The organism is Paraburkholderia sp. EG286B, from assembly GCF_040965655.1.
Taxonomy (GTDB): domain Bacteria; phylum Pseudomonadota; class Gammaproteobacteria; order Burkholderiales; family Burkholderiaceae; genus Paraburkholderia.
The window spans coordinates 246,105-272,063 of the sequence record NZ_JBFRCF010000008.1; the positions used below are offsets into that span (position 1 = coordinate 246,105).

The 25,959-nt window shown below is 63.4% G+C and carries 22 protein-coding genes and 1 tRNA gene; 9 read left to right on the plus strand and 14 right to left on the minus strand.

Annotation, left to right across the window (positions count from 1 at the left end; genetic code table 11):
• Positions 1-13: 13 nt before the first annotated feature.
• Entirely contained in the window at positions 14-2,104 is a 2,091-nt protein-coding gene (locus tag AB4Y42_RS19560; RefSeq protein WP_368695054.1) for a UvrD-helicase domain-containing protein, read from the plus strand.
• Positions 2,105-2,188: 84 nt separating this feature from the next.
• A complete protein-coding gene (locus AB4Y42_RS19565; protein ID WP_368695055.1) occupies positions 2,189-2,770 on the plus strand; it encodes a hypothetical protein in 582 nt (193 codons plus the stop codon).
• A 93-nt stretch (positions 2,771-2,863) separates the two neighbouring features.
• On the opposite strand, the gene AB4Y42_RS19570 is transcribed toward AB4Y42_RS19565, so the two are convergent.
• A complete protein-coding gene (locus AB4Y42_RS19570; RefSeq protein ID WP_368695056.1) occupies positions 2,864-3,787 on the minus strand; it encodes a cytochrome c5 family protein in 924 nt (307 codons plus the stop codon).
• A gap of 317 nt (positions 3,788-4,104) precedes the next feature.
• Here AB4Y42_RS19570 and AB4Y42_RS19575 point away from each other — a divergent pair.
• The 3 genes from AB4Y42_RS19575 (at position 4,105) to AB4Y42_RS19585 (ending at position 6,834) form a co-directional block, all read left to right on the plus strand.
• Positions 4,105-4,180, plus strand: a tRNA-Arg gene (locus AB4Y42_RS19575).
• 429 nt (positions 4,181-4,609) lie between these two features.
• Complete coding sequence (locus tag AB4Y42_RS19580) at positions 4,610-6,274, plus strand: hypothetical protein (RefSeq protein WP_368695057.1); 1,665 nt, start codon at positions 4,610-4,612, stop codon at positions 6,272-6,274.
• Complete coding sequence (locus AB4Y42_RS19585; RefSeq protein WP_368695058.1) at positions 6,271-6,834, plus strand: dTDP-4-dehydrorhamnose 3,5-epimerase family protein; 564 nt, start codon at positions 6,271-6,273, stop codon at positions 6,832-6,834. Before AB4Y42_RS19580 ends, AB4Y42_RS19585 begins: the two co-directional genes overlap by 4 nt.
• A 138-nt stretch (positions 6,835-6,972) precedes the next feature.
• Here the strand turns inward: AB4Y42_RS19585 and AB4Y42_RS19590 are convergent, their stop codons facing one another.
• From AB4Y42_RS19590 to AB4Y42_RS19635, 10 genes are all read right to left on the minus strand, one after another.
• Positions 6,973-8,196 carry a class I SAM-dependent methyltransferase gene (locus AB4Y42_RS19590; protein ID WP_368695059.1) on the minus strand — a complete coding sequence of 408 codons (1,224 nt, stop codon included), beginning with the start codon at positions 8,194-8,196 and terminating at the stop codon, positions 6,973-6,975.
• Between the two features lie 11 nt (positions 8,197-8,207).
• A complete protein-coding gene (gene rfbG, locus AB4Y42_RS19595) occupies positions 8,208-9,323 on the minus strand; it encodes a CDP-glucose 4,6-dehydratase (protein ID WP_368695060.1) in 1,116 nt (371 codons plus the stop codon).
• Positions 9,320-10,099 carry a glucose-1-phosphate cytidylyltransferase gene (gene rfbF / locus AB4Y42_RS19600; protein WP_368695061.1) on the minus strand — a complete coding sequence of 260 codons (780 nt, stop codon included), beginning with the start codon at positions 10,097-10,099 and terminating at the stop codon, positions 9,320-9,322. Before rfbF ends, rfbG begins: the two co-directional genes overlap by 4 nt.
• A gap of 62 nt (positions 10,100-10,161) precedes the next feature.
• Positions 10,162-10,932, minus strand: coding sequence for a cephalosporin hydroxylase family protein (locus AB4Y42_RS19605; RefSeq protein WP_368695062.1), 771 nt, complete (start codon positions 10,930-10,932; stop codon positions 10,162-10,164).
• On the minus strand, positions 10,925-11,980 hold the full coding sequence (locus AB4Y42_RS19610; RefSeq protein WP_368695063.1) for a class I SAM-dependent methyltransferase: 1,056 nt from the start codon (positions 11,978-11,980) through the stop codon (positions 10,925-10,927). Before AB4Y42_RS19610 ends, AB4Y42_RS19605 begins: the two co-directional genes overlap by 8 nt.
• The gene (locus AB4Y42_RS19615; RefSeq protein WP_368695064.1) at positions 11,977-12,828 is read right to left on the minus strand and encodes an NAD-dependent epimerase/dehydratase family protein; all 852 of its coding nucleotides are present in this window, start codon (positions 12,826-12,828) and stop codon (positions 11,977-11,979) included. The genes AB4Y42_RS19610 and AB4Y42_RS19615 overlap by 4 nt, the downstream gene beginning before the upstream one ends.
• A 173-nt stretch (positions 12,829-13,001) precedes the next feature.
• Positions 13,002-16,127, minus strand: coding sequence for a tetratricopeptide repeat protein (locus AB4Y42_RS19620; RefSeq protein WP_368695065.1), 3,126 nt, complete (start codon positions 16,125-16,127; stop codon positions 13,002-13,004).
• A gap of 278 nt (positions 16,128-16,405) precedes the next feature.
• On the minus strand, positions 16,406-16,705 hold the full coding sequence (gene fliT / locus AB4Y42_RS19625; protein ID WP_324142778.1) for a flagellar protein FliT: 300 nt from the start codon (positions 16,703-16,705) through the stop codon (positions 16,406-16,408).
• 23 nt (positions 16,706-16,728) lie between these two features.
• Entirely contained in the window at positions 16,729-18,306 is a 1,578-nt protein-coding gene (gene fliD, locus AB4Y42_RS19630; protein WP_368695066.1) for a flagellar filament capping protein FliD, read from the minus strand.
• A gap of 143 nt (positions 18,307-18,449) precedes the next feature.
• Entirely contained in the window at positions 18,450-19,622 is a 1,173-nt protein-coding gene (locus AB4Y42_RS19635) for a flagellin (protein ID WP_368695067.1), read from the minus strand.
• Positions 19,623-19,980: 358 nt separating this feature from the next.
• Here AB4Y42_RS19635 and AB4Y42_RS19640 point away from each other — a divergent pair, with 358 nt between their 5' ends.
• Both AB4Y42_RS19640 and rpsU read left to right on the plus strand, forming a co-directional pair.
• Positions 19,981-20,922 (plus strand): aldo/keto reductase, encoded by a 942-nt coding sequence (locus tag AB4Y42_RS19640; RefSeq protein ID WP_368695068.1) that lies wholly within the window; start codon positions 19,981-19,983, stop codon positions 20,920-20,922.
• A 381-nt stretch (positions 20,923-21,303) separates the two neighbouring features.
• On the plus strand, positions 21,304-21,516 hold the full coding sequence (gene rpsU, locus AB4Y42_RS19645; RefSeq protein WP_004198205.1) for a 30S ribosomal protein S21: 213 nt from the start codon (positions 21,304-21,306) through the stop codon (positions 21,514-21,516).
• Positions 21,517-21,652: 136 nt separating this feature from the next.
• On the opposite strand, the gene AB4Y42_RS19650 is transcribed toward rpsU, so the two are convergent.
• A complete protein-coding gene (locus AB4Y42_RS19650) occupies positions 21,653-22,111 on the minus strand; it encodes a hypothetical protein (protein ID WP_368695069.1) in 459 nt (152 codons plus the stop codon).
• Between the two features lie 284 nt (positions 22,112-22,395).
• Positions 22,396-22,992, minus strand: coding sequence for a DNA-3-methyladenine glycosylase I (locus AB4Y42_RS19655; protein ID WP_368695070.1), 597 nt, complete (start codon positions 22,990-22,992; stop codon positions 22,396-22,398).
• Positions 22,993-23,171: 179 nt separating this feature from the next.
• On the opposite strand from AB4Y42_RS19655, the gene AB4Y42_RS19660 reads away from it, so the two are divergent.
• Together AB4Y42_RS19660 and AB4Y42_RS19665 are read left to right on the plus strand one after the other, a co-directional pair.
• The gene (locus AB4Y42_RS19660; RefSeq protein WP_368689553.1) at positions 23,172-24,068 is read left to right on the plus strand and encodes a BadF/BadG/BcrA/BcrD ATPase family protein; all 897 of its coding nucleotides are present in this window, start codon (positions 23,172-23,174) and stop codon (positions 24,066-24,068) included.
• Positions 24,069-24,160: 92 nt separating this feature from the next.
• Positions 24,161-24,982 carry a Cof-type HAD-IIB family hydrolase gene (locus tag AB4Y42_RS19665; RefSeq protein WP_368689554.1) on the plus strand — a complete coding sequence of 274 codons (822 nt, stop codon included), beginning with the start codon at positions 24,161-24,163 and terminating at the stop codon, positions 24,980-24,982.
• Between the two features lie 70 nt (positions 24,983-25,052).
• Here the strand turns inward: AB4Y42_RS19665 and AB4Y42_RS19670 are convergent, their stop codons facing one another.
• Positions 25,053-25,769: a histidine phosphatase family protein gene (locus AB4Y42_RS19670; protein ID WP_368695071.1), complete on the minus strand. Its 717-nt coding sequence runs from the start codon at positions 25,767-25,769 to the stop codon at positions 25,053-25,055.
• Positions 25,770-25,959 lie beyond the last annotated feature (190 nt).

Below are 25,959 nucleotides of genomic sequence, written 5' to 3' on the forward strand. Positions count from 1 at the left end.
AATCCAGCCAACGATGTCCGCAGGCCTCAATTCCGCCCAGAACGAAGCGGTGCGCTATCTCGACGGTCCCTGTCTCGTGCTCGCCGGCGCGGGCAGCGGCAAGACGCGTGTCATCACGCAGAAGATCGCGCACCTCATCGAAGCGAAAGGCTTCGAGCCGCGCCATATCGCCGCCGTCACCTTCACGAACAAGGCCGCCGCCGAAATGCGCGAGCGCGTGGGCAAACTGCTCGAAGGCAAGACGCTCACCACGCCCGGCAAGGAAGGCCGCAAGGTGCCGACCAACCAGCTGACGGTCTGCACATTCCACTCGCTCGGCGTGCAGATCCTGCGCCAGGAGGCGGAGCACCTGGGCCTCAAGCCCCAGTTCTCGATCATGGACGCCGACGACTGCTTCGCCATGATCCAGGAGCAGGTGGGCTCGACGGACAAAGGCTTCATCCGCAAGATCCAGTCGATCGTCTCGCTCTGGAAGAACGGTCTCGTGATGCCCGAGCAGGCGCTGGCCACGGCCTCGAACGAGGACGAGCACCAGGCGGCCATCGTCTACCGCAACTACATGGCGACGTTGCACGCGTATCAGGCGGTGGACTTCGACGACCTGATCCGCCTGCCCGCCGAGTTGTTCGCGAAAAACGAGCAGGTGCGCGACCGCTGGCAGAACAAGCTGCGCTACCTCCTCGTCGACGAGTACCAGGACACCAACGCCTGCCAGTACGAACTGCTGAAACTGCTGGCGGGCCCGCGCGCGGCGTTTACGGCCGTGGGCGACGACGACCAGGCCATCTACGGCTGGCGCGGCGCCACGCTCCAAAACCTCGCGCAGCTCGGCAAGGACTTTCCGAAGCTGCACGTCATCAAGCTCGAGCAGAACTACCGCTCGACGGTGCGCATTCTCACGGCCGCGAATAACGTCATCGCGAACAATCCGAAGCTGTTCGAGAAGAAGCTGTGGTCCGAGCACGGCATGGGCGACACCATCACCGTCACGCCCTGCAACGACGAAGAGCACGAGGCCGAGTCGGTCGTGTTCCGGCTTTCGGCGCACAAGTTCGAGCGCCGCGCGCAGTTTCGCGACTACGCGATTCTGTATCGCGGCAATTTCCAGGCGCGCATCTTCGAACAGGTGCTGCGCCGCGAGCGCATCCCCTATGTGCTCTCGGGCGGCCAGTCGTTCTTCGACAAGGCGGAGATCAAGGACATCTGCGCTTATCTGCGCCTGATCGCCAATCACGACGACGATCCCGCGTTCATCCGCGCGATCACCACGCCGCGGCGTGGCGTGGGCAACACCACGCTCGAAGCGCTCGGCTCGTTCGCGGGGCAGGCGAAGGTGTCGCTGTTCGAGGCCGTCTACATGGGCGGTATCGAGGCGCGGCTTTCGGCGCGCCAGGTCGAGCCGATGCGCGTGTTCTGCGACTTCATGCAGCGCCTCGCCGAGCGCGCGCAGAAGGACCCCGCGACGGTCGTGCTCGACGACCTCATGGACGCGATTCACTACGAGGCGTATCTCTACGACGCCTTCGACGAGCGCCAGGCGCAGTCGAAGTGGCAGAACGTGCTCGAATTCCTCGAGTGGCTCAAGCGCAAGGGCACCAAGCCCGAGCAGGAGATCGGCGAAGACAGCGAAGCCACCGGTTATGACAACGCCGACGGCCTCGCCGACACCGGCAAGAACCTCATGGGCCTCATTCAAACCGTCGCGCTGATGTCGATGCTCGAAGGCAAGGAAGAGGACCCGGACGCCGTGCGGCTTTCGACCGTGCATGCGTCGAAGGGGCTGGAGTATCCGCACGTGTTCCTGGTGGGCGTGGAAGAGGGGATCATGCCGCACCGCGGCGGCTCGGAAGACGACGTGATCGACGAAGGGCGCATCGAGGAAGAGCGCCGCCTCATGTACGTGGCGATCACGCGCGCGCAGCGCAGCCTGCATCTGAACTGGTGCAAGAAACGCAAGCGGGCGCGCGAGACGGTGGTGTGCGAGGCATCGCGCTTCATTCCGGAGATGGGCCTCGACGACGCGCCGCCGCCGACCGCCGAGGAGGCGCCGATGACGCCGAAGGACCGGTTGGCGAGCTTGAAGGCGTTGTTGCAGAAGGGGTGATGACCCTGGCGTGCAGCGGGTGTTTGCTTGTTTGGGACGCGGGCGGCAGTAGAGTGAACGCCCCTGTCCCGCTCGCTGCCGCCGATGGAAGATCCATTACTGCCGCATTACCGTCACGCGCTCGAAACGTATATCGACGCGAAGGACAACACGAAGCCCGCACGGATTCACGAAGCGTTCGCGCCGGATGCCGAACTGACGTTCTCGTTGGCCACACCGAACATCGCGTTTCCGGCGCGCAGCGTCGGCGCCGAGGCGATCGCGAAGACGCTGGTGAGCGATTTCGGTGAGCGCTATTCGCGCTGTCGCACTTACTACCTGTGCGAAGCCGCTGCGCTCGTTGTGCGCGAGCGCACGATCGACGCGCTGCCCTGGCTCGTCGTGATGCGCGAGGACGCGGCGGGCGCGCTGCGCATCGGTCACGGCACGTATCGCTGGACGTTCGACGCGAACGACAGCGCGCCGCGCGTGTCGGCATTCCACATTCACATTGCCCGGATGGACGTGATCGACGACCCGGACGGTGCGCGGCTCGAGCGCCTGCAAGCGGGCTTGAGCTATCCGTGGCTCGCTCCCGCCGAGCTGGCCGAACGCTACGGCGCGCTGGCCGACGACGCTTCGGGTTCGTTCACCTTCGCCCGCGAATATGCGCATCCCGCGCGCTGACGCGCTAGCGCTTTTTCATCGACGCAAATAAAAATCCCCGCGCCGTATCGCTACGGGCGGGGATCGTTTTGCGCTTTGGCGCGGCTTCGGCGCTTACTTCGCCGCGCTGACCATGTAATCGACGGCGGCCTTCACGTCGGCGTCCGACGCGGTCGAACCGCCCTTGGGCGGCATCTGGCCCTTGCCGTGCAACGCGTAGTTGTAGACGGTGTCCATCGAGTCCGTGAGGCGCGGCGCCCAGTCGGCCTTGTTGCCGAATTTCGGCGCGCCCAGCACGCCCGCGGCGTGACACGCCTGGCAAACCTGCTGATAGAGCGCCTTGCCCGCCTGCGAAGCGTCGGCGCTTTGCGAGCCGCCACCGGCCGCGGGAGCGGACGACGCCTGCGGGATGGCCGCGATCGCCGCCGCGGCGGCTTGCGCCTGGGCGGCGTTCGTATCGGCGGCCGCTGCACCCGAGGCCGGTGCAGCGGCCGCCGCGCCCGACGCCGCGTTGGCAGCATTGGCGGCACCTGGCGCGGGCTTGGGCGGATCCTGGAAGTTCGCGCCGGCGTGGTTCGCCATATAGGCGACGGCGAGGCCGATTTCGTAGTCGCTGTAGTCGTCGGGGCTCGTGCCGCCGCGCGGGGGCATCGCGCCCTTGCCCGAGAGCGCCGTTTTCCAGAGCGTGTCGAAGCCCTGCGCGATGCGCGGTGCCCAGTCGCCCGAGTTGCCGAACTTCGGCGCGCCGGCGGCGCCCGAGGCGTGACACGCCGAGCAGACAGCCTGGAAGACCTGCTCGCCGGTCTTGTAGACGCGCGGCGCATTGGCGTCGCGCACGTTGACCTGCGCTACCGGCGCGATGCGCGCGGCGACCTGCTGGGTGGAGAGTTCGTCGGTGCCCGCGCCGGTGCGCGTCGTGTTGTCGACGTAATAGGCGAGCAGAACGATGATGACGATGGGGACGGCAAACCCGGCGATGACAGCGGCGATCAGCTGGCCGGGCGTTTTGATCGGGGCTCCGTGGGGTGCTTCGCTCATGCTTGTCTCGACTCCCGTTGGTTTTATGGTGAGCGGTACAGCAGGACGGCAATGGCCATGCGGCAGATCAAACACCGACGATTATAGACGGAAGGTTTTCCGGCTGGTGGGTGGGCGCGGGAGTAGTTCAGCGGGCGTTTACCCGGAGCGGACCGGCGGCGGCCTGCGCTGTTTCGCCTGGGTTGTGCCTCGTGGAGATACGACCCTTAATAACCTGTGCGGTGGACGGTTTAACCGAAACCGGTTATCCTCTCGGTCTCTCTTCGGCGCTGCCGTTTCCGTATTCTTCGGTCAGTCGGCGGCGCCAGCAAGTCAACGCGCCCGTAGCTCAATGGATAGAGTACTGCCCTCCGAAGGCAGGGGTTGCTGGTTCGATCCCAGCCGGGCGCGCCAAAAATTCTCACCAGTAGACACAATACTTCTGCGCATCGGCGCGGAAGCCGTTCTTGTTCGCTCATCTACGCCCCACAGGTGGCGTGCCGCTCCCGATCCCAACACAGGCCGGACGTGACCGATCGTCAGCGGACATCCGCCGGTCCGCACCATTTCGTCCGGTCGCCCTACAGGGCTAGGCAACGAAGCAATCCATCAGAGCCGAATTGCGGGGATTAGTCGCGCTTGATCGAACCATTGCGACTTAAGGCGTAGCGCTAGGATCGAATGATCTGGCTGTCCGGGTGTGCTCCCGTCAAGACATTGCGTCGCATCAATGCGCCAAAGGGCGGCTCCGTGTGACAACTGCCGTCTTGACCAGCGTCCCGAGAGGGCTCGAGTCGAGCGTTAACGGTTCGATCAGGTCGTAACTTGCCCATACAGGAAGCGATGAGCGCGCACATTTTTCAGATTTTTCATGACGACGCGACGCGTCAGAAGCTCGATGCGGAGTTCGTCGCACTCGACACGTCCGATAGTCCGCACACCGAGTGGCACGAATATTGGGCTATCCGGCGGTTCTTTCTAAGCACGTCCGTCAACGAAGGCGAACTTTATGGATTTTTCGGCGCTGACTTTACTCAGCGCACCGGCCTTTCCGCGGAGTCCGTTGCGGCCTTCATTCGTGAGCATCCGGGGAAGGATGTCTACACATTCTCGCCGTCTACGCGCGCGAGCGCGTGCTACTTGAACGTCTTCGAACAAGGGAACCGGACCAATCCTGGTCTGATTGAGATTGCCGAAGCCTTCGTGCGCGCCATTCCCCTCGACGTCGATTTGCGCGCCCAGCCCATGGATGGGCGCTCGGCGGTAGCCGGCCACTTCATCGTGGCGCGGCCTTCGTTCTGGAAAACGTGGTTCGCCTTGACGGAGAAGCTCTTTGAGCTATTCGAGAACGATCACGCCGAGTTTCAGCGCTGCATCGCTTCAATCGCACTGGGTGGCGCTCGGCAGTCGGCGCGGACTCTTCTGGTCGAGCGCGTGGCCTCGCTGGTCCTGGCGCTCTGCCCGGACATCGAGGTCGCAGCGTTCGGCGCGTCCGCGATGTCGACGCCCGATACCGCATATCGGCCTTTTGACCGGCAAATCGAGCTGATCAACGAATTGAAGGCCAGTTACGCTGCGAGCGGGGACCGCTCGACACTGAATCTCTTCTACAACTTGCGCGGCGCTGTATTGAAGGCAGTCGAGGGGCCGGAGCTGGAGCGATCAAAGGACGGCTTTCTCGGCACCCAGCTCATCGCTTCGCCGGATCTGCTGTATGTCTGCCTCACACACGTCCCACCGCCGTTTGAGTTTCCGTCGGACGTTTCGATGTTGTGTCTCGGCGCTGAGCAGGGGCCCGGCAAGGCGAATCTACGCGATCTCGCGCCGGAATGGGAGCAGTATCACCCGCAGATCGGCGGCCTGGCCGGATCCTTCGCGCTGAAGAACTATATTGTCAAAAACAATTTGCAGGTCCGTCAGATCGGGATCTGCCAGTACCGCAAGTTCATTTCCAATCGTAAGGTAGGGGGCACGCCGGCCGAAAACTACCCGGTCATGGACGTCGTCAAGCGCGACAGTCTCACTATGGTTCAGATGGCGGAAGCGATGGTCCCAGGCAGGCGTGACTTCCTCGTTGGACAACCGGCCAGGCTACAGGGCGGTCATCTGAATCAATATCAGGAATGCCATATTCCCGAAGACTTCCTGCGCTTTGCCGCGACCGCGCTGGAGTTGGGCGTGTTGGCGCGCCACGAAGCCACCGCGTTCATGGCAGAGATGATTTTTCTGCCTGGTGGCATTGAATTGGGCGTGTTTCCGATGGAGTTCTGGGTTCGTTCGATCACCGCTATCGAGTCGGTCGTACGTGTCTGTTGCGAGCGCTATCCAATTCGGCGCGAAGGTTATCAGGCGCGTTCTTGGGCATTCTGTGCAGAGCGACTGGGTAGCTTTTTGCTCTTGCGCCAACTCACGGCGACTTACGGCTTGAATGCCTGGCAAGCGCAAGTTGTCGGCCAGATGAACCTGTTGACCGAGGCAGCCCAAGCCCTCTACGTGGGTGGGCAATGAGTTCGCTGGGTTCGCTTCACCCTCTGGCCATAGCCGGCGCGTTTGTCGCGCAGAGTACGCCGCGTGGCGACGCCCGCGGGAGCTTCATGCGTTTGTTTTGCGCCGAAGATTTCGCCGATGCGCATGGCTCCCGGCAGATCGTGCAGATCAACTGGTCCCACACGGTTTGTCCGGGCACGGTACGGGGCATGCATTTTCAGCACGGCGACGACGCCGATGCCAAATGGGTCCGTTGCCTCGAAGGCACCGTTTGGGACGTGATCGTCGATCTTCGTCCCGAGTCGGACACGTTCCTGCAATGGCAGGCCGTGGAACTGTCGGCAGCTAACGCCAAGGCCGTATTCATTCCCGAAGGCTGCGCCCACGGCTTCCAGAGCCTCGAGGCTGACAGTCGCCTGCTGTATCTGCATACAGCCTTTTACGAGCCCGCGGCTGAGCGAGGGGTGGCGCACGACGACCCCCAACTCGCCATCAACTGGCCGCGCGACGTCGTGTTGCTGTCAGACAGGGACCGCGCACTGCCGACCGTTCAGGGCTGGCTCGACTCGATCAGCGACTGATCTGTCACGTAGCGCCGAAATCGCGTGTAGCCAGTGCGGAGCGCGCGGCTTCAGTATGCCTTGCGCCCACTGCCTCACCCGATCGCGGCGGCCTCTGGTTTCACGATACCGGGGCCGCTGTGCGAGAGGAGGCGGTCACTAGAGGTAGTGGACCTCTGGCGTGGCTACGGCAAAGCGCACGTGCGAACCAAGAATCGGCCCTTGTTGCGCGATGACTTCGTGTGAAATATTCCACGGCAGGATGAGCACGATTTCCGGCTGCGCCGCCGCGAACTCTGCGGGCGAGACGATCGGGATATGGCTGCCAGGCATGAACTTGCCTTGCTTGGACGGCGCGGCATCGCAAACGTAAGGGAGCAGGTCCGGCTTGACGCCTGCGTAGTTGAGCAGCGTATTCCCTTTCGCCGCGGCGCCGTAGGCGCCGACCCTGATGCCCTTGTCATTGCAATCGAGCAAAAAGCGGAGGAGACCGTTCTTTGCCGTGTCGACGCGGTGCTGGAAGCCTTGATACGTTTGCGGCTTCGTGATGCCGCTCGCCTGCTCGAGGGCGCGGATGGCGTCGACCGAAGCGTCGTCAGCGCGCGGGTCATTGTCATGGCAGCCATACACGCGCAGGCTGCCACCGTGTGTCGTCAATTGCTCAACGTTCCACACGCGCAGTCCGGCCGCATTGAAGATGTGCTCGACGGCATGTAGTGAGAAGTACGAAAAATGCTCGTGGTAGACCGTATCGAACTGCACTTCCGCCAGCAATTTGACGAGATGTGGAAACTCGAGCGTCACCGAACCGCCCGGCTTCAAGACAGCCTTCAATCCGGCGGTGAAGTCGTTCACGTCGGGCACGTGGGCGAAGACGTTGTTGCCGATGATCAGGTCGGCGCGTGATCCGTCCGCCGCAAGCTCGTCGGCGATGGCCTTGCCAAAGAATTCCCGGCGCACCGGAATGCGCAGTTGCTCCGCGCGCGCTGCCGTGCTTGCGGTGGGTTCGATGCCGAGGCAGGGGATTTGGGCCGCAACGAAGTTGCGTAGCAGATAGCCATCGTTGGATGCGACCTCGATCACGAACGAATCGCGATTGAGTGACAGCCGGTCGATGATCGAATCGGCGTACCGCTTGGCATGGGCGAGCCAGCTCTCTGACACCGACGAAAAGTAGGCATACTCAGCATCGAAGAGCGCTTCGCGTGCAGCGTAGTCTTCGGTTTGGACCAGCCAGCAGACGTCGCAGACGAACAGCTTGAGCGGGTAGTAGCGTTCCGCCCGTGTCAGATCGGCGAGCTTTAGGTAAGCGTTCGATGGCGGCGCAAAGCCCAGATCCAGAAACGGAATAGTCAGTGCATGACCACAATGACGGCACTTCAAGGTCTTGCTCCTTATCGTGATTCCGAGGCGGCCGCTAGAGCGGCGGTGCTTCGGAATCGCTCTTCATAGCGCTCAATCTGATCGAGCGTAATCTCTCGCACACCGCGCCCGGCAGCACGCTCGCGATGCCACTGTGCGACCCACGCGAGGGCTTCGTCCAGATCCAGCGCTGAGTTCCAGCGGAGTTCGCGGCGAGCCTTGTCTGCATCGAGCAACAGCAGGCCTGCTTCGTGCGGCGCGCCGGCTTCCGCCTGGACTTCGAAGGAGGCGTGTTCACCGAGAGCCGCCGTCAGCGCGGCCGCGATCTGCTCTACGGGGCGCATGTCGTCGGTCAGCGGACCGAAGTTCCAGGCGCCCGAATAGCGCTGCGGCGACTGGAATAGTTGTTCGGCGAGAAGGAGATAACCGGCTAGCGGAACGAGTACGTGCTGCCACGGACGCACCGCATGTGGCCTGCGCACGATCGCCGGTACGCCATTCTCGAAGGCGCGCAGCATGTCCGGCACCAGCCGGTCGGATGCCCAGTCACCACCGCCGATCACGTTGCCGGCGCGAGCGGTCGCGATGCCTGTTTGCGGCGCCTGCGCTGAGGTGGCATGGAAGAACGATCGACGATACGCGTCGGTGACCAGCTCCGAGCAGGCTTTGCTGTTGCTGTAGGGGTCGTGGCCGCCGAGAGCGTCGGTCTCGCGATAGCGATGTTCGGTCTCCCGATTCTCGTAGCACTTGTCGGACGTGACGTTGACGATCGCGCGTACGCTGTCGAGCCGGCGCGCCGCCTCGAGCACGTGCACGGTGCCCATCACGTTGGTTGCGTAGGTCTCGACGGGCGCCGAATACGAGAAACGCACGAGCGGCTGTGCGGCGAGGTGAAAGACGATTTCCGGGCGTGCCCGTTGCATGGCCGCGTGGACAGCATGCGCGTCGCGCACGTCGCCAAGGGTATGGTCGATATCTTCCGCAACCACGGCTTCGTGAAACAGGGAAGGCTGCGTTGGCGCATCGAGTGCGAAGCCCGATACGTGCGCGCCCATGCGTTGCAGCCAGAGAACGAGCCAGCTTCCCTTGAAACCGGTATGACCGGTCACGAACACGCGCCGGCCAGCCCAGAACTGAGACTGCATCATTGCCAGACCTTCCATGGCGCTTTGCCGCTCGCCCAGATCGCGTCGAGCTGGTGCTTGTCGCGCAACGTGTCCATTGGCTGCCAGAAGCCGTTATGGCGGTAGGTCTGCAACTCGCCGGAAGCGGCGAGTCGCTCCATCGGCGCGGACTCCCACGGAGTAGCGTCGTCGTCGATCAGGTCGAGGACGCGCGGAGATGCGACGAAGTAACCGCCGTTAATCCACGCGCCCCCGTCCTGCGGTTTCTCCATGAAGCCGACCACGGCGTTTTCGTCTTCGGCGAACTGGAGCACGCCGTATCGTCCGGGCGGCTGCACGCCCGTCACCGTGGCGAGGCGGCCGTGAGCCTTGTGAAAGCGCACGAGTTCGGTGATGTTCACGTCGCCGACCCCGTCGCCATACGTGAAGCAGAACGCTTCTTCGTCGCGCAGCAAATGGGCGGCGCGCTTCAGGCGCCCACCGGTCATCGAGTGTTCGCCCGTGTCGATCAGCGTCACGCGCCACGGCTCCGCGTAGCGTTGATGCACCTCCATGGAGTTCGACGCCAGATCGAACGTCACGTCGGACGAGTGCAGGAAGTAGTTGGCGAAATATTCCTTGATGACGTAGCCCTTGTAGCCGCAGCAAATGATGAAGTCATTCATCCCGTGAGACGAATAGATCTTCATGATGTGCCAGAGGATCGGACGGTCGCCGACGGTCACCATGGGCTTCGGGCGCAAGTGGGTCTCTTCTGCGAGTCTCGAGCCGAGCCCGCCAGCCAGAATGACGACTTTCATATCGATGTGCTTCGTTCAGGGGGGACGTAACGCCCGGCGTCTTGCCCCGGGCGTATCCGGGATTAACGAGTGCGTTTCAGGTAACCATGCGGCGCCACCGAGATCAGCAGCCGGTGGTCCATCTCGTGGTCGATCTCGAACTCGGAGTGGGCTTTGACGAAGGACCAGACGGCGGTCTTCGGGTTGTTGCCCACGTCCCAGGGCCGGTCAGGGAAGCTGCCCTGCGGCATGTCCTCGATGACGGTATCGAACGCCACGCAGTAGCTGTCGGGCGTCACGAGCGGTGCATAGGCTTCGAGTTCGGCCAGTACGTGGTCGTGTGTATGGTTGGAGTCGAGGCAAACGAGCACGGTCGGTTTGCCCTCGGCGTGGCGGCGCACTTGCTCGATGACTTCGGGGGCGATCGAAGAGCCCTCGATCATGTCGATGCGATTCGCCAGCGGATGGGCTTCGATCGCCGTCCGGTTATGGGCGCGAATGTCGATGTCCACGCCGACCACGCGACGCTTGGGCTTGGCAGGATCGAGGAGCGTGTTGCTTTCGATGGCGTCGCAATAGTCGAGCATGGCCAGCATCGAGGCGCTGAGGATCAGCGAGCCCCCGTGCGCGATACCGGTTTCGATAATGAGGTCCGGGCGCACTTGCCAGATTAGTTCTTGCATGGCCACCATATCCTGCGGGTACTGGATGATCGGGCGGCCAAGCCAGTGAAAATTGTACGAATACTGTCGAGCTGCGCTGGCAAGGAAGAATTCGCGGCCGGCGTCGAGCAATTCTGCATCATTGCCATACCCGGCTACGCGCCGTACCAGGTCCTGTTGGAAGTCACTCATGATCGATGCCGATATATTGAAAAGTTGGGCCAGCCTGCTCGCGGATCTCGTCCAGATAGTTCGAGTTCATCACGTAGATCGTCGTGCCTTCGCTCAGACGTGGTAGCACATCGTTCGGTGATTCGATCCGCAGGCCGGTTGCGGGAAGATATTTGCCCTGTTTGGCCGGATTAATGTCGATGACGGTGCGGATGGGCGCGCCGCCGCGCATGCGGCGCAACGCAAAGATTACGCCCTTGGAAGCGCCGCCCCAGATGACTGCCTGGTTGGTCTCGGCATGCATGTGCCTTTCACCTGCGCCGAACGTCGCGGGCAGCCGCACACGCTGACCCTCAACGTAAGCCGGCGTTCGGAGGCTACTGAGGTCTGCGACAACGTAGATGTACTGACCGCCGAAAAGATGTCCACTTTCGTGCACCGTGCCGAACATCCGGGTGAAATCCAGCAGCCGGAAGTAGTTGACGTGCTCGTAGAAGACATCGAACCAGGCACCTTGTTCGCAGATCCATTCGAAGCACGGCACTTCGATATAGATGGTGCCTTCGCCCTGATTGGCTTCGCGAAGTTGAGCGAGAAACTCGAGGGGGGCGACGACATGCTCGAGCGCATGACGCAAGATCAGGCCTCGGCCGGTCACGCCCGTGCCGGGAGCGAAATAGCGCTTCTCGATGGCGGGATTCGATCCTTCGTAGGCCGGATCGAATCCCGTGACCTCGCAGCCGCGGCTGGCCAGCATTTCGAGGAAGTAGCCCTTGCCGCAAGCCACTTCGATCAATGCGTGCCGGCCGAGGCCGCGTTCGACAATCGCAGCAACCTCTTCGAGGTGTGCCCGGAATTTCGCGCTTACGGCTTGCTCGTTCTGATAGTGCTGGTCATACACGACCAGTTCCGGGCGAAATGCTGCGTTATAGACGAGGCCCGTGTTCAGGTCCTCGACCAGGCGCACGTCGCCGAGCGGGCAGTTGCGCGCTTCTACCTCGCTTCCATACATGCGGTTCTGGAAAATGGGCAACTGGTTCGCAGAATATAGGTCACGCACGTAGCTCATGTGTTCTCCATCAACCCGGCGAGCTTGCTCCGGTCACCCCAGAACGCGAGCGGTTCATAGTCGGGGTAAGGGTAATGACCGAGTTCCAGTTCGATAGTCTTGCGGTGCTCGAGTAGCCACTGTTCGACGAGGCGACGCACTGATACCGGCGTGCCGGCGCAAACATTCACTGTGCCCGCGCCCTGGCCCCTGAGCGCGAGCGCGACGAGGGCTTTCGCAACCTCGGTAACCGGCAGATAGTCGCGCAGTTGTTCGCCGCCGGACATCGTGAAAGTGGGCAAGCCTTGTTCAACGGCTCTGCTGAGTTGTGGCAGCAACGCAGTCTCTGCCTGACCGTCGCCATACGTGTAGAAGAGCCGGGCCCAGGTGAGATCAAACGCCGCGCTGCAACTTCTCTGCAGGTATTCGAGTTGTCTGCGCAGCGAGTCCTTGGCGAATCCATAGGGCGTGACAGGCTCGGTGAGCAGCGTTTCCGTGAGCGCGCCTTCGCGCAGCCCATACTCGAGGCATGTACCCGTGACCACCAGGGAATTCAGACCTCCGTCGATCAACTGGCGGAGGAACGCGTAGTGCAGCGGCAATTCGACTTCGAAATGTCGTAGCGCCCGGTAGTTGGGCAGCCCGCCCCAGGCCATGTGAATCAGAACGTCCGGGCGGCCGAGTCGGCAGAATGCGTCGCCGGGCGGACTCGCCACGTCGAGCGCCACCCATCTCAGGTTCGCCTGGCATCGAAGGTCGTCGCGTTCGCTACGCGTGGTCGCTACGACTTCCAGGTCGTGGGCGGCAAGTTCTGCAAGCACATGCCGGCCGATAAAGCCAGTGGCGCCGGTAACAGCTACGGTAGTCATTCGTTGGTCGCGTGGCGGATTGAGTTGAGTCGATGCAATTGGAGCAGTACTTGTCTCGCAGTCTATGGGACGACGAGCGGAACAATTTGGCAAACAAGGCTCAAAATCCCGCCTAAATCGTCGGCCCGGAAATCCTGCGGGCGCAGTGCCTACACTCGACCTTCACGCTGCCTTCAATCGCCGTATTTGCGCAGATAGTTTTCGTACCCTTCGCGCCAGTTCGGCGTGCCGAACGCGCCGCCGCTTTCGTGCACGACCGAAATCGGCCAGGTACCCATGCGCAGCCCCTTGAGTTCCGCTTGGCGACAGAAGTCCATGTCGTAGAAGTGGAACTTGAACTGCTCGTCGAAATGCAGGCCAGTTTTCGCGAGCACTTCGCTATCCGCAATCAGCAGCAGACCGTCGAGAAGTTTGCATTCCTGTCCGGAAGGCCCGAAGGTCGACGCGATGTTGCACGGGAACCCCTTGCCGTGGCCGACGGTTCCGCTCAGATACTTGCGCTCGTCCCACTGCAGATCGGGCGTCGCGAAGGCCCATGCGGGCTGGCGCGGCACGCGGCGCAGGTTGCCGGCGAGTCCCACCACCTCGAAACGGGCGAGAGATTCGCGGACGCGCTCGGTCCAGAAGAAGTCGTTGAGCCAGACGTCGTCGTGAACGAAGACGAGGATGGCCGGACGCTGCTTCGCCTCATCGATCGCCGTGTTGTAGATGCTGGACAGCCCGCGCGTGTTGTTGTCGAACAGCTGGAGTTCGATGTTGGGCAGATGGGCGTAGAGCTTTAGAGACTGGCCAAGCGCCGTTTCATTCGAGAACTGTTCACGGGTGCGGCGGGTGCCGCAGACGATACGGATCGGTTTCGTCGCTGCGGGGATGCCGGTCACCGCGTCGATCGACGTGATCGAGCCGGCTGTTGGCGCAATATTCGGTTGTTGCTGCTCGCGCACAGGTTCCACAGCCGGTTCCGCCAACGCGTCTTGCGGCTGAGCCAGGACCTCGAAATGCTCCGGCGCAAGTCCGTCGCACCAGCGCTGCCACATGGTTCGCAGCGCACGCGATACGGCGTTGGCGATCGTGCTCGCGCTGATGATGGGCGACTGCATGCAGTGCTGGCGCAACTCGCGGCGCACCGTTGCGAGCGCCTCGATGTCGTTGCCGAGCGCGACGCACTTGCTCACAAAGTCGTCCTTGTCGTTCGCGACGAACGCTTCGTCGAGCCCGAGGTGCGAGAGCCATCCCGTGCTGCCACGGCTCGCCATCGAAACGCCGGGCAGCGTCATGGTGGGAACGCCCATCCACAGGGCGTGCATGGTCGTGGTCGAACCGGCGAATGGGAACGCGTCGAGACAGACGTCGACCTGCTGGTGCTGTTGCAGGTAGACATCGGTGCCCTTGCGCTGCATGAAGCTGATGCGGTTCACGTCGATGCCTTCGTTCGCGAACAGTCTGGCCAGCTTGTTCATCTGTTCGATCGACGTGATCGCGCCAATGAGCATGCGCGAAGTCGGTATCTCGCGCAGCACGCGCGCCCAAAGCGCCACGACTTCCGGCCCGATCTTGACCAGACGGCTGAAGCTGCCGAATGTCAGGTAGCCGTTTTTCAAGGCGGGCAGCTCGTTCACCTCCGGCGCTTGCGCGTATGGCTTGAACGGCGCGAGAGCCGGCAGGAACACGAGCTTTTCCGAGAAGCGGCTGGCGAACTGTTCGAGCGGCGTGACGAACCGGTCCGACATGTAATAGTCGATGGACGTCAGGCCGGTCGTGGCCGGATTGCCGATCCAGCTCACCTGGATAGGCGCGGGCTTGTGCGCGAGGGCCACGAGACGGTTACGACCGGTATGGCCGGACAGATCGATCATGATATCGATGCCGTCGTCGCGCATTTTTTGCGCGACCGCGGCGTCGGTCATGCCGAAGATTTCGTGCCACGCTTGCGCGTGCTCCCGGATCGTCTTCGTGAACGCATCGGTGACCACGTAGTTCGAATAGACGTGCAGTGACAGGCTTGAGTCGCGGGCCAGATGCTCCACGATCGACTGGAAGAAGTAGGCGACCGGGTGATTGATCAGGTCGCCGGAAACGAAGCCGATCCGCAGGCGTCGCGACGGATTGCGATCGTTGGTGTGTTGCGGCCAGTTTGCACGCAGGGAAGCTTCCTGGCGCTTCCCGTACTCGCTGAACTCTGCAAAGGCGCTTTCTGCATCGAGATCAGTCTTGTGCATCAGGCAGAACAGCATGTTGCTGTGTGTGGCCGCCTGCATGGGCGCGAGTGCGAGCGCCTTGCGAAAGGCGCTTTCCGCTTCATCGTACTGGCCATCCTCGTTCAGTGCGTTAGCCAGCGCGTCGAGTTCGAGAGCATTGTTCGGCTCCAGTTCAACGGCGCGGCGCATCTGGGCGATGCCCTCGCCGGCGCGACCCGTTGCCTGAAGGGCGGCACCCAATGTGCGATGCAGTGCTGCACTCTCGGGATGCTTCTCGAGAGCCTGGATGCAGTGCAAGATGGCTCGCTGGTGCTGGCGCGTGATATGCAGCGCGTCGGCCAGCATCGTCTGGGCGGGGAGGCTGTTGGGCAGCAGGCCGGTGGCACGCTCGGCCGACATCACGGACTCCGCGTACTTGCCTGCGCGCTGCAGGGCGTGCGTGAGCGTCAGCCAGCATTCGCCGTGCGCAGGGTTTTGCTCCGTCAAGCGACGGGCAAGCTTCAGCGCGGCCTCTGTTTTTCCGCCGTTGAAAAGATCGGCAAACTCGCGCAGATCCGTCATGCTTGCGCGGCGCGGGTCGACTATCGCTGCCGGCGTGTCCGAAGTCTTCTGCTGCGGCGCAGCTTCGGGAGCCTCCGCCGCGGCCGCGCGCGAAGGTTCAGTCGACGGCGCCGGTGCCGCCGCGGCGTCCGGCTGGGGCAGACGAGCCTTCAACGTCTCGATGGCATCGCCGGGAACGCCGCATTGCCGCGCCACATCAAGCGCCATCCGCGCGGCTTCAAACTGGTTGCTCGCGGTCAGGGCGTTGAAGTAGTAGACCCAGAGTTGCGCGAAGTTCGGCGTATGGCCGAGCACCGCTTCGAAGTGCGGCACGGCCTCGGCTGGCCGGTCCGTTTGCATGTACAGCACGCCCATATGGTAATTGGCGTCGACATGATCGCTATCCGCTTCCAGCACGATGGCGTAGAGCGCTTCGGCTTCGTCGTATTCCTGCTTGCGATGATGTTCGATCCCGGCTTCCATGACGAGCTGGATGTCGTTCCCCATTTGCGATTGGGGGGCGAGCGCGGTGGTTTCGGTCGGAGTTGGGAAAGCGGTCATGACGAAGGCGTGCTTGCGCCGCAGTTAGCAGAAGTGAGGCAATTATCGAGGGCGCGCACTCGGGACGAATTGCCGAGTTGACGTCAAAACGCCCGCCAATTCGGTGGTGCGAACGAAGGGCGGAGATGGGGTCGGGGTAGTCGGCCGTTGCGGCCATGGCCGTGCGCAATGAGGGCGCACAAAGAAAAGCCCGCACGAGGCGGGCCGAGGTACGCGAATGCGCCCTCGAGGGCGCAATGGTTGCTTGTTATTCCTGTACGCGCTGCAAAGTCCGTACTTCAGAACTGCGCGACGCGCTGATACTGGTTCACGTTGCGCGTGGCCTGCATGGCGGAACGGTATTCGGCGCTCAGCGCCGACTGTGCCGAACCTGCCGTTGCGGCGATACGCGCGTCGATAGCGTGAACCTGCTTGAGCACGTCGAGCGCGGCGTCCGTTTGCTTCGCGGAGAGCGACATGAGCAACGGCGAGCGCTCGTTCGCGAGCGCGGCCGCCTTTTCCCATTCGCCGACGGCTGCCGCCTGTTCGATGTCTTTCGTGATCTGCCAGATGCGATCGATGGGCGCTGCGAATTCCATGTCGTCTCTCCTGCTGGATGCGCTCAGCTCTTGTTGGTGGCCAGCGCGCCTGCGCTGTTCGTACCGCCGAAGAGCTGCGTGAGGTATTGCTGGTTGTTGTTCATCGTCGCCATCAGCGTGTTGAGCGCGGTGAATTGCGCGGTGTACATGCTGGTGAGCTGCGACTGGTATTCCGCGAGATTCGACTGCTGCGTCGAGAGGTTCGTCAGGTCAGTCTGGATCGAGTTGGTACGCGTCGTGATGACGCCCGTGCTCGACGAATAGCTCGTGATGTTGTTATTCAACTGGGCGGCGACGCCGTTGGTCGAATTGAACAGCGCTGCCACGGTCGACTGATTGTTTTGCAGTGCCGTATTCAGCGTGTCGCTGTCGACCGAGAGCGAGCCGTCCGAATTCAGCGTGACGCCAATCGACGCCAGGCTGGTCGTCGTATTGCCGCTCTTCACGCCGGTTGCCACGATCGTCGCCAGCTGGTTCTGAATCATGTTCAGCGTCGAGTCGCCGAGCAGCACGCCCTGCGACGTCGACGTCGAACTGAACGACGTGAGCGTCGACATCGTCGTCACGAGCGTGTTGTACAGCGTGACGAAATTGTTGATCGCGCTGGATTCCGCGCTGGTGTTCTGCGCAACCGTAAGCGTTTGTGCGCCGCTGCCCGTGCTCGACGTGTCGACCGCCGCTGCGGTGAGGGTCAGCGTGACGCCAGACAGCGCGGTTTTTACGGTGTTCGTCGTGCTGGTCGCGCCCGTGCCGTCGATCGTGAAATAGGCGTCCTGTGCGGCCGTGGACTGTGTCCAGTTGGTCGTGTTGGAGATCGTCGACTGGTTGGCGGTGAGGTTGGCGGAAGTCGCGCTCGCGCTCGTGATCGCCGTGCCTGCTGTGGTCGTCACGGCAAGGTTGTTCAAGGCATCGCTGGAATTCGAGTCGCTGATCGCGATGCTGATGCCGTTCGATGCGCCGGTCGAGGTGGCGTGCAGCACAAGGTGCGCGCCATCGGCGCCGTTGACGACCGTTGCCGTCACGCCCGGATTGTTGGTGGCCGAGTTGATCGCCGATGCAATGCCTGCGACGGTGCTGTTGGTGCTGTCGAGCGAGATCGTGGTGCTGGCGCCGTTGACCGTCAGCGTCATCGTGGACGAGCCCGAGGCGAGCGCCGTTGTTGCGCCGTAGCCGGTCGAGGTGAGCACCTGAGCTTGTGCCACTTGCTTGACGTCGAGCGAATACGTCCCTGCTGCCGCGCCGCTGCCTGCGGTGGCCGTAATGCCGGTGCCGCTGAGCGTCGTGCTGAACGCACTGAGGGTCGTGCCGTCCGAGAGCGGCGAGAGACCTGCCTGGAGCGCGGAGAGCGCGGCGGAAAGCGCGCCGTACGCGGAGATTTCGGTGTTGTCCTGCGTCTGCTCGGCGCTGATCGTGGCGGCCTGGCCGGCGATCTTGGAGTTGACGAGCGCCGTGACGAGCGAATTCACGTCCATCGACGAGTTGCCGGTCGAGCCGCTGACGATCGACTGGGCTGCTTGCTGCAGAGCGGCGTTGCTCGCTGCGGTCGTAGCGGCGACGCTACTTGCGATCGTGCTGGCTGTCGAGCTGGTTACGGTGGACATGAAGGGGCTCCGTGCGTCGGCGTTGCAGTTTGAATCGGTTCAAGTCTGGAAAACGCCAATCGGGAGGCGATCCTCCCGATTGGCTTGCGTTGCGCTCACGGGTATGGCGGCCGGGCGCAACGCTTGGGCTACAGAAGCTCGTATTACTGGAGGAGCTTCAGGATCTGCTGCGGCTGCGAGTTCGCTTGTGCGAGCACCGAGATACCGGCTTGCTGCAGCACTTGAGCCTTCGAGAGGTTCGCCGTTTCTTCCGCGAAGTTAGCGTCCTGGATCGACGACTGGGCGGTCGACAGGTCGGTCGACTGAGCTTGCTGCGTCGTGCCGATTGCCGTGAAGCGGTTCTGTGCTGCGCCGAGCGTTGCCTGCAGGTTGTTCAGCGTGTTCAGTGCGTTGTCGATCGACTCCATGGCCATGCTTGCGCCGCTTGCCGTGCCGATGTTGACGTTTGCAACATCCGTCGGTGCGTTGTAGGAGCCAATCTGAGCGGCCACAGCGGTGGCAGCAGCGGAGCCTGCCGAGCCCGCATCCGCGATGAGGTTGGTGGCGGTAAGCGTGACAGCCGTGCCTGAACCCTGGACGGCGTTGCCGCTGGAGCCGGAGGCACCCGTGGCGGTGAACAGGGCGCCGACCGCGGTCGAGGTCAGTGCCTGGTTGTTCTGGTCCGTGAAGGTGAAGCCGCCGCTGCCGTCGGAAACCACATTGACGGAGGTGACGGTTGCAGCCGAGGCGGCGACCGTAGCGCCAGCCGAGTTCAGGCTCAGGCCGGAGAACGTGCCAAGCGTTTGGCCAGCTTGCGGCACGCCGCTGCCGATCGAAGCGGCCGACATGTTTTGGTTCAGGTTCAGGCTGATCGTCTGGCCGACGTTCGCACCGACCTGGAACGACACGGTACCGAGCGAGCCGTTCAGCACGTTCATGCCGTTGTACGTCGTTTGCGACGCGATACGGTTGATTTCCGAAACTTGCTGGTTCACTTCCTGCTGCAGTGCTGCGCGGTCGTCCGAGGTCATCGAGCCGTTGGCCGCTTGCGTGGCCAGCTGGCGGATACGCTGCAGGCTGCTCGTCAGCGACGACAGACCGCTCGATGCCGTTTGAACCAGCGAAACGCCATCGTTCGAGTTCGACACGCCCTGATTCAGACCGTTGATCTGGGTCTGCATGATGTTCGAGATCGCGAGGCCTGCTGCATCGTCAGCTGCGCTGTTGATGCGCTTACCCGACGACAGGCGCGTGATCGCTTGCGACAGCGCGCTGCCCGAGCCCGTCAGGTTCTGTTGCGCGACGAGCGAGTTGATGTTGCTGTTAATTCCGAGCATGGAAATTCTCCTAAGCGGGCTGAAAGCCCGTTACAAGCCACTATGGCCGCGGCGGGTGCAATCTTTCATTGCTGGCCGCCTCAGTGAAGGTTGTCGGCGTGGGTAAAAAAAACTTGAGGGGAAGCACCGACAATCGAGACCTCATTTGCGCGGTGCATAAAAAGTCCTGTTGCGCCGCGCTCTGTGCTTCCCGCTTCCCTCACGCATTCCTGCGTCTTGCAGTTTGCAAGCGTGTTTACGGCAGGTATCGCGCGTGGTTTAGTGCAGTGACGCCGGCCGCGCGCCCGTGCCCGCTGCAGCGCGCCGCGAGGCGGCGTATGCTCAGCGGTTCCCCGTCCGCCCTTTTTCTGGAGGCCCCATGGAACTACGCAGGATCGGCACTTCCTCGTTGCAGGTCGCCCCGCTCATGTTCGGCGGCAACGTCTTCGGCTGGACCGCAGACGAAGCCACCTCGTTCTCGATCCTCGACGCCTTCACCGACGCCGGCCTCAACTTCGTCGACACCGCCGATGTGTATTCCGCGTGGGTGCCCAGCAACCAGGGCGGCGAGTCGGAGACGATCATCGGCAAGTGGATCGCGAAAAGCGGCAAGCGCGACAAGGTGGTGATCGCAACGAAGGTCGCAAAAGATGCGCGCCGCCCGGGACTTTCCGCCGCCAACATCGCGGCTGCCGTGGAAGATTCGCTGCGTCGTCTGCAGACCGATTACATCGATGTGTACTTCTCGCACGAGGACGACCAGAAGGTCCCGCTCGAGGAAACGCTCGGTGCCTACCAGCGGCTGATCGAGGCCGGCAAGGTGCGTGTGATCGGCGCGTCGAACTACACGGGCGCGCGCGTCGAGGAAGCGCTCGCGGTTTCGACGAGGTCCGGCCTGCCCCAGTACCAGATCATCCAGCCCGAATACAACCTGTACGACCGCGCCCGCTACGAGGCCGATCTCGAACCGGTGGCGATGGCGCAGAAGCTCGCGGTCGTGCCCTATTACAGCCTCGCGAGCGGCTTTCTCTCGGGCAAGTACCGCTCGCGCGAGGATCTCGCGAAGAGCACGCGCGGCTCGCGCGTCGAGAAGTACCTCGATCACCGCGGTATCCGGATCCTCGCGGCGCTCGATTACGTGGCCGAGCGCCACGGCAGCACGCTTGCGGCGGTTGCGCTGGCGTGGCTGATCACGCGCCCGAGCATTACCGCGCCGATCGCGAGCGCGACCTCGCTGGATCAGCTGGAGAGCCTGGCTGCCGCGGTACGGCTGAAGCTCGATCCGGCCGACATCCAGGCGCTCAACGACGCGAGCGCCTGACGGCAAAGGCATTAACCCAGGTGTCCTAATTGACAGGGCGGGCGCGGCGGCCGTGGCAAGCCGCGCAAGTCCCTGACTAGAATCAAGAAACCCTGGTCAGGCGGATCTTTTCCTGATATCATTGGGAGTGAATTGAGATCTTTGCCTGTTTTGTTGCCGTGTTCGTTACTGTTGGCGGCCGCAAACCGGCGGTCAGGTGTGTTGCAGCAAGGTCGACCTGATCGCGTTCCGCTGTGAACCCCCTACTTCTCTTTTCCGGCCTCCGTGGCCGCCTTGCCTCTCGTTTAGCCCCAGCGTGGCGAACGACCGGAGGGCCGGCGCGTGAGCGGCTTTGACGCTCGCGCCTTTGAACCGTATTAAGCGATTTGAGTTAGGAAATACATGACGACGATTCTTCTGAAGGAAAACGAGCCGTTCGAAGTGGCGATTCGCCGCTTCCGCCGTGCAATCGAAAAGAACGGCCTGATCGCCGAGCTGCGTGAGCGTCAAGCTTACGAAAAGCCGACGGCAGTTCGCAAGCGCAAGAAGGCAGCTGCTGTGAAGCGCCTGCACAAGCGCCTGCGCAGCCAGATGCTGCCGAAGAAGCTCCACTAAGCTTTTTCGCTTTTCGGTGTTCCGCCAGACGGCGGCGCATGCTTCGCAAGAAGCTGCGCCGCCGTTTGCGTTTGCGCGTGTTCGTGCGTAGCACTACGCGCCTAAGCGCGGCGCGCGTTGTGCGCGCCGGCCGATTTCAGGCGGCGTCCTTCAGCTGCTCGGGCGATAAGCCGAACTGCGCGGCGATCGAGCAAAGGCGTTCGCGCCATTCCCACACGCCAAACACGTCGTGCACGTTCTGCAGGCAACTCAGCAGATTGATCGTAGCGGGGTCGTATACGTTGATATGGGCGCGCAGCAGCGCCTTTTTCAGCGCGGCAACGCCCACGTCCATATAGAGCGGCACGTCGTTCGTTTCACGGCCGATGAAGCGCACGGGTATGCCTTCCATGGCGCTCATGTAGTCGCGTGGCCGGATGAAGCTGCCGACCGGACATCCGCCGTAGCAGTGCGCGCTGCCGGAGCCGCCGCCGCAGCCACCGCCCCGGTAGGCGCCGCCGCCGCGTGGAAGAAGTGCCGCGCGCCCCTGGCCAAACAGATGGGCCACTGCGCGGTCGAAGATCTCCTGATGACTCAGGAAGTGGACGTTTTTCATTTCAACCCCCTGTTGCCCAGGTGCCAGGCACAGGTTAATTCCCTTCTAATGCGGCGCCGCCGGCCTCCCAGCCGGCATCACTACCCGTTCCCCTGACGCGCCTGCATTCACTCCCGTTATAACGGCACGCCAGCGGAAAACCGTGGGGCGGCGCACGGTAGCGATCAAAAATCAGGTTGGCCGGCGCAGTCGCTCTGGCGTGTCACAAAGCCATGCGGGACAAGAGTTTGCACGGCGTCCCGCTCCGCTCGGGAGTTACCCGAGTCGCACGAGCTTCGCTGCGCTCAGGCGCGGCGCTTCTTTTTGCCAAGCGCTGCGCAAGCCTTGCGGCACATGCAGTCGCGCTCATGGTCGTTGACCATGCCGACTGCCTGCATGAACGCGTAACAGATCGTCGTGCCAACGAATTTGCAGCCGTACTTTTTGAGCGCCTTGCTAAGCGCGTCCGAGACTTCGGTAGAGGCCGGTGCGTCGCGATACGAGGCGAGGTCGTTCTGGATGGGCGTGTCGTCCACGAACGACCAGACAAATTTCGCGAGCGTGCCGTGATCGGCCTGGATCTGCTGCACGGCGCGCGCGTTGGCGATGGCGGCCTCGATCTTGGCCCGGTTGCGCACGATCGAGGCGTCCTGCATGAGCGTTTCGACTTGGTTGGGCGTAAAGCGCGCAACCTTGGCGATGTCGAAGTTGGCGAAGGCGCGGCGATAGCCTTCGCGCTTGTTGAGTATCGTGGACCACGAGAGTCCTGCCTGCGCGCCTTCGAGCACGATCATTTCGAACAGATGCTGGTCGTCCCGCGACGGCACACCCCACTCCTCGTCGTGGTATTGCACATACTGCGGCGACGCGCCGGCCGATACCCAGTTGCAGCGGTGTGTCACGGTAAGTTCCCCTTGCGAGACGTCGTTCGAGCCACGCAAGCATAGCGGATCGGTGCCGCGCCGCCACCCTGGCCGGATGGCCGATTGTGCGAAGCCTGGGAAGCCGTTAGTCTCTGCGGCACGACAAAAATTTTGGCTTTCGAACCGGACTCTCAGGCGCGCGCAGCGCGGCGGACATCATGCAGAAATACACCTGGTTGATTGGCGTGGACGGCGGCGGCACCGGCACGCGCATCGCGCTTGGCGACACGAACGGCGTCGAACTCGCGCGCGCGGCTGCGGGGCCGTCGGGGCTCGGGCTAGGTATCGAACGGGCCTGGCAATCGATCGAGGAAGGCTGCCGCGCGGCGTTTGCCCAGGCGGGGCTCGCGTTCGACTGGTCGCAATGCGTGCTTGGCTGCGGGCTCGCAGGCGTGAACAACCCCGACTGGCTGGCGCCGTTTCTCGCTGCCGCGCCCCCGGCGGCCGGGCTCGCGGTGGAAAGCGACGCCTACACGACACTGCTGGGCGCGCACGGCGGCGCGCCGGGCGTGGTGGTCGCCCTCGGCACGGGCAGCATCGCGGCGGTTCTCGGTGAGGACGGTCAGTGCCGCATTGCGGGCGGTTTCGGCTTTCCCTCGGGCGACGAAGCGAGTGGCGCCTGGTTCGGCCTGCGTGCGATCGTCTGGGCGCAGCAGGCGCTCGATGCCCGCGTGCCCATGGACGACTTCGCACGGGCCCTGCTCGCACACGCGTGCGCCACCGATCGAGACAGTCTCATTGTGTGGCAGTGCGCGGCCAACCAGACGGCGTATGCCAGCCTCGCGCCGGTCGTCCTCGCGCATCGCGAACATCCGTTCGTCGCCAGGCTGCTCGCCGAAGCCGGCGTGGAAATTGCGAAACTCATCACCGCGCTCGATCCTTCGGGCAAGCTGCCGGCCGCGCTCTCGGGCGGCCTTGGGCAGCCGCTGCGCGAATGGGTGCCGCAAGCGGTGCGCGATCGCCTGCGCGCGCCGCTCGCCGATTCCACCACCGGTGCGCTGCGGCTCGCGCAGATGGAGGCCCAGCGGCTGGCAAGCGCCGCCGCGGACAGCTGAGTGGCTGTGAGAAGGGGCACGAACGTAGGTCAACGGCATAGCCATGCCGCAGATGCTACGATTCAACGTTTCCCGCTAGCTGTGTGATCACCATGTACAAGGTCATTGCAACCGATCTCGACGGAACGCTGCTCAATAGCGACCATCAGGTCGATCCGTTCACGGTTGCCACGCTGGGCGCGCTCGATGCGCAAGGGCTGCCGTTCGTGATCGCGACCGGCCGCCACTATTGCGACGTGGCCGGCATTCGCGACGTGCTCGGCATCCGACCGTATCTCATCACCGCGAACGGCGCGCGCGTGCACGCACCCGACGACACGCTGATCCACGCGAGCAATCTGGGCGCGCCCATGGTCGAGCGTCTCGTGGCTGCCGACACCGTGGGCGAGCACGGCCGCGTGATCGTGAGCATCTACACCGACGACGCCTGGCTCATCGACCGCGATGCCCCCGAACTGCTCGCATATCACCAGGACTCGGGCTTCGAGTACCGCGTGGCGGATCTGCGCGACTACGCGGGCGCAGGCATTGCCAAGGCGCTCTATATCGGCGATCCGGCAGATCTCGCACACGTCGCGCAAAATCTCGCGCGCGAGTTCGGCAACGCGCTCTACGTCACCTACTCCCTGCCCGATTGTCTCGAAGTCATGGTGGCCGGCGTTTCGAAGGGCCGCGCGCTGCGCGTCGTGCTCGACCGGCTCGGCGTGGACGCGGCGGGTTGCGTCGCGTTCGGCGACAACATGAACGACATCGATCTGCTCGAAACGGCGGGCCATCCGTTCATGATGAACAACGCCAATCCCGATCTCATCAAGCGGCTGCCTCGGGTGCCGCGCATCGGCAACAACTTCGAAGCCGGTGTCGCGCATCATCTGCGCAAGCTGTTCGCGCTCGACGACGAACTCGCGTCGTAATTCACGCGGGCGCGGTCGTTAGCACCGCCACCGCTGTCGCGATTCCATGCGAACGGTTACCGCGGGACGGTTACTGCGCCGCGGGCAATTGCGCGCACGGGCAGTCGTCCGCACGTGCGTCGAGCCCTTCGCGCTCGTGGGAGAAACGCGCACGCGCGGCGCCGCCGCTCCAGTCGATGCGCACCACATAGATGCTGTCGAAGTCCGCGCTCTCCCAGCGCGGCACATCGCTCGCGCTGCCGCCGTGCGCGGCGACGATGCGGCGCACGAGCGTCTCGATTTCCCGGTGTTCCCACGCAACGAGCACGGTGCGGCCGCGCCACTGCGGATCGACGAGCGTGGTTTGCAGCGCGTCGATCTTCGAGTAGCCATACGGCGTCTGGATCGGCATGCCGAACTGGATCGCAGTCGGCTCGATCGTCGCGAGCGGGCGCACGTAGTAGTAGGAATGCCCGTTGTCTTCCTTTTGCTCGCCGGGGTCGGGCGCATAGATGGCGTCGGGCTTGCCGTACTTGGCCGCGATCACGGCTGGCAGCGCAAGCGCGCGGTTCAGCCCCTTGCAGTTGAGCTGGCCGAATCCCTCTGGCGGCTTTTCGCCATGCCTCACGAAGATGAGTGTTTCGACGTTGCGCGCGGCTGGCGCGCTGCTCGCATTCGTTTGCGCTGTCTCGCCGGCGTTTGCGGGTCCGTTGGCGTGCGGCAGCGGCGCACAGGCGCATAGCAGTGCGCTCAGCGCGGCGGCGAGCGTCGAGGCGATCCGGCCTGGCCGGGGGCGTAAGCGCTTCATGCTGGGCGTGCTGCTCCAGGTCGCAAGACAATGGGAAGGTCGCCCGATTCTAGCAGCGCAGCCATCACGGGCCCGGCCAGCAGCGCACCCGGAGCGCGCCGCGGCCAGCAAGACAAACGGGCGCCGAAGCGCCCGTTTGCAACTGCACGGAGAACGTGTCGCAATGCGGCGCGGCTCGGGCCGCGCGGAC

Coding starts and splice junctions, on each gene's coding strand:
- fliT (WP_324142778.1), bottom strand. CDS start 16,705: ATGGAATTCGCAGCGCCCATCGATCGCATCTGGCAGATCACGAAAGAC.
- AB4Y42_RS19670 (WP_368695071.1), bottom strand. CDS start 25,769: ATGAAGCGCTTACGCCCCCGGCCAGGCCGGATCGCCTCGACGCTCGCC.
- AB4Y42_RS19620 (WP_368695065.1), bottom strand. CDS start 16,127: ATGACCGCTTTCCCAACTCCGACCGAAACCACCGCGCTCGCCCCCCAA.
- rfbF (WP_368695061.1), bottom strand. CDS start 10,099: ATGAAAGTCGTCATTCTGGCTGGCGGGCTCGGCTCGAGACTCGCAGAA.
- AB4Y42_RS19640 (WP_368695068.1), top strand. CDS start 19,981: ATGGAACTACGCAGGATCGGCACTTCCTCGTTGCAGGTCGCCCCGCTC.
- AB4Y42_RS19615 (WP_368695064.1), bottom strand. CDS start 12,828: ATGACTACCGTAGCTGTTACCGGCGCCACTGGCTTTATCGGCCGGCAT.
- AB4Y42_RS19560 (WP_368695054.1), top strand. CDS start 14: ATGTCCGCAGGCCTCAATTCCGCCCAGAACGAAGCGGTGCGCTATCTC.
- fliD (WP_368695066.1), bottom strand. CDS start 18,306: ATGTCCACCGTAACCAGCTCGACAGCCAGCACGATCGCAAGTAGCGTC.
- AB4Y42_RS19585 (WP_368695058.1), top strand. CDS start 6,271: ATGAGTTCGCTGGGTTCGCTTCACCCTCTGGCCATAGCCGGCGCGTTT.
- AB4Y42_RS19610 (WP_368695063.1), bottom strand. CDS start 11,980: ATGAGCTACGTGCGTGACCTATATTCTGCGAACCAGTTGCCCATTTTC.
- AB4Y42_RS19605 (WP_368695062.1), bottom strand. CDS start 10,932: ATGAGTGACTTCCAACAGGACCTGGTACGGCGCGTAGCCGGGTATGGC.
- rfbG (WP_368695060.1), bottom strand. CDS start 9,323: ATGATGCAGTCTCAGTTCTGGGCTGGCCGGCGCGTGTTCGTGACCGGT.
- AB4Y42_RS19660 (WP_368689553.1), top strand. CDS start 23,172: ATGCAGAAATACACCTGGTTGATTGGCGTGGACGGCGGCGGCACCGGC.
- AB4Y42_RS19570 (WP_368695056.1), bottom strand. CDS start 3,787: ATGAGCGAAGCACCCCACGGAGCCCCGATCAAAACGCCCGGCCAGCTG.
- AB4Y42_RS19650 (WP_368695069.1), bottom strand. CDS start 22,111: ATGAAAAACGTCCACTTCCTGAGTCATCAGGAGATCTTCGACCGCGCA.
- AB4Y42_RS19635 (WP_368695067.1), bottom strand. CDS start 19,622: ATGCTCGGAATTAACAGCAACATCAACTCGCTCGTCGCGCAACAGAAC.
- AB4Y42_RS19665 (WP_368689554.1), top strand. CDS start 24,161: ATGTACAAGGTCATTGCAACCGATCTCGACGGAACGCTGCTCAATAGC.
- rpsU (WP_004198205.1), top strand. CDS start 21,304: ATGACGACGATTCTTCTGAAGGAAAACGAGCCGTTCGAAGTGGCGATT.
- AB4Y42_RS19580 (WP_368695057.1), top strand. CDS start 4,610: ATGAGCGCGCACATTTTTCAGATTTTTCATGACGACGCGACGCGTCAG.
- AB4Y42_RS19565 (WP_368695055.1), top strand. CDS start 2,189: ATGGAAGATCCATTACTGCCGCATTACCGTCACGCGCTCGAAACGTAT.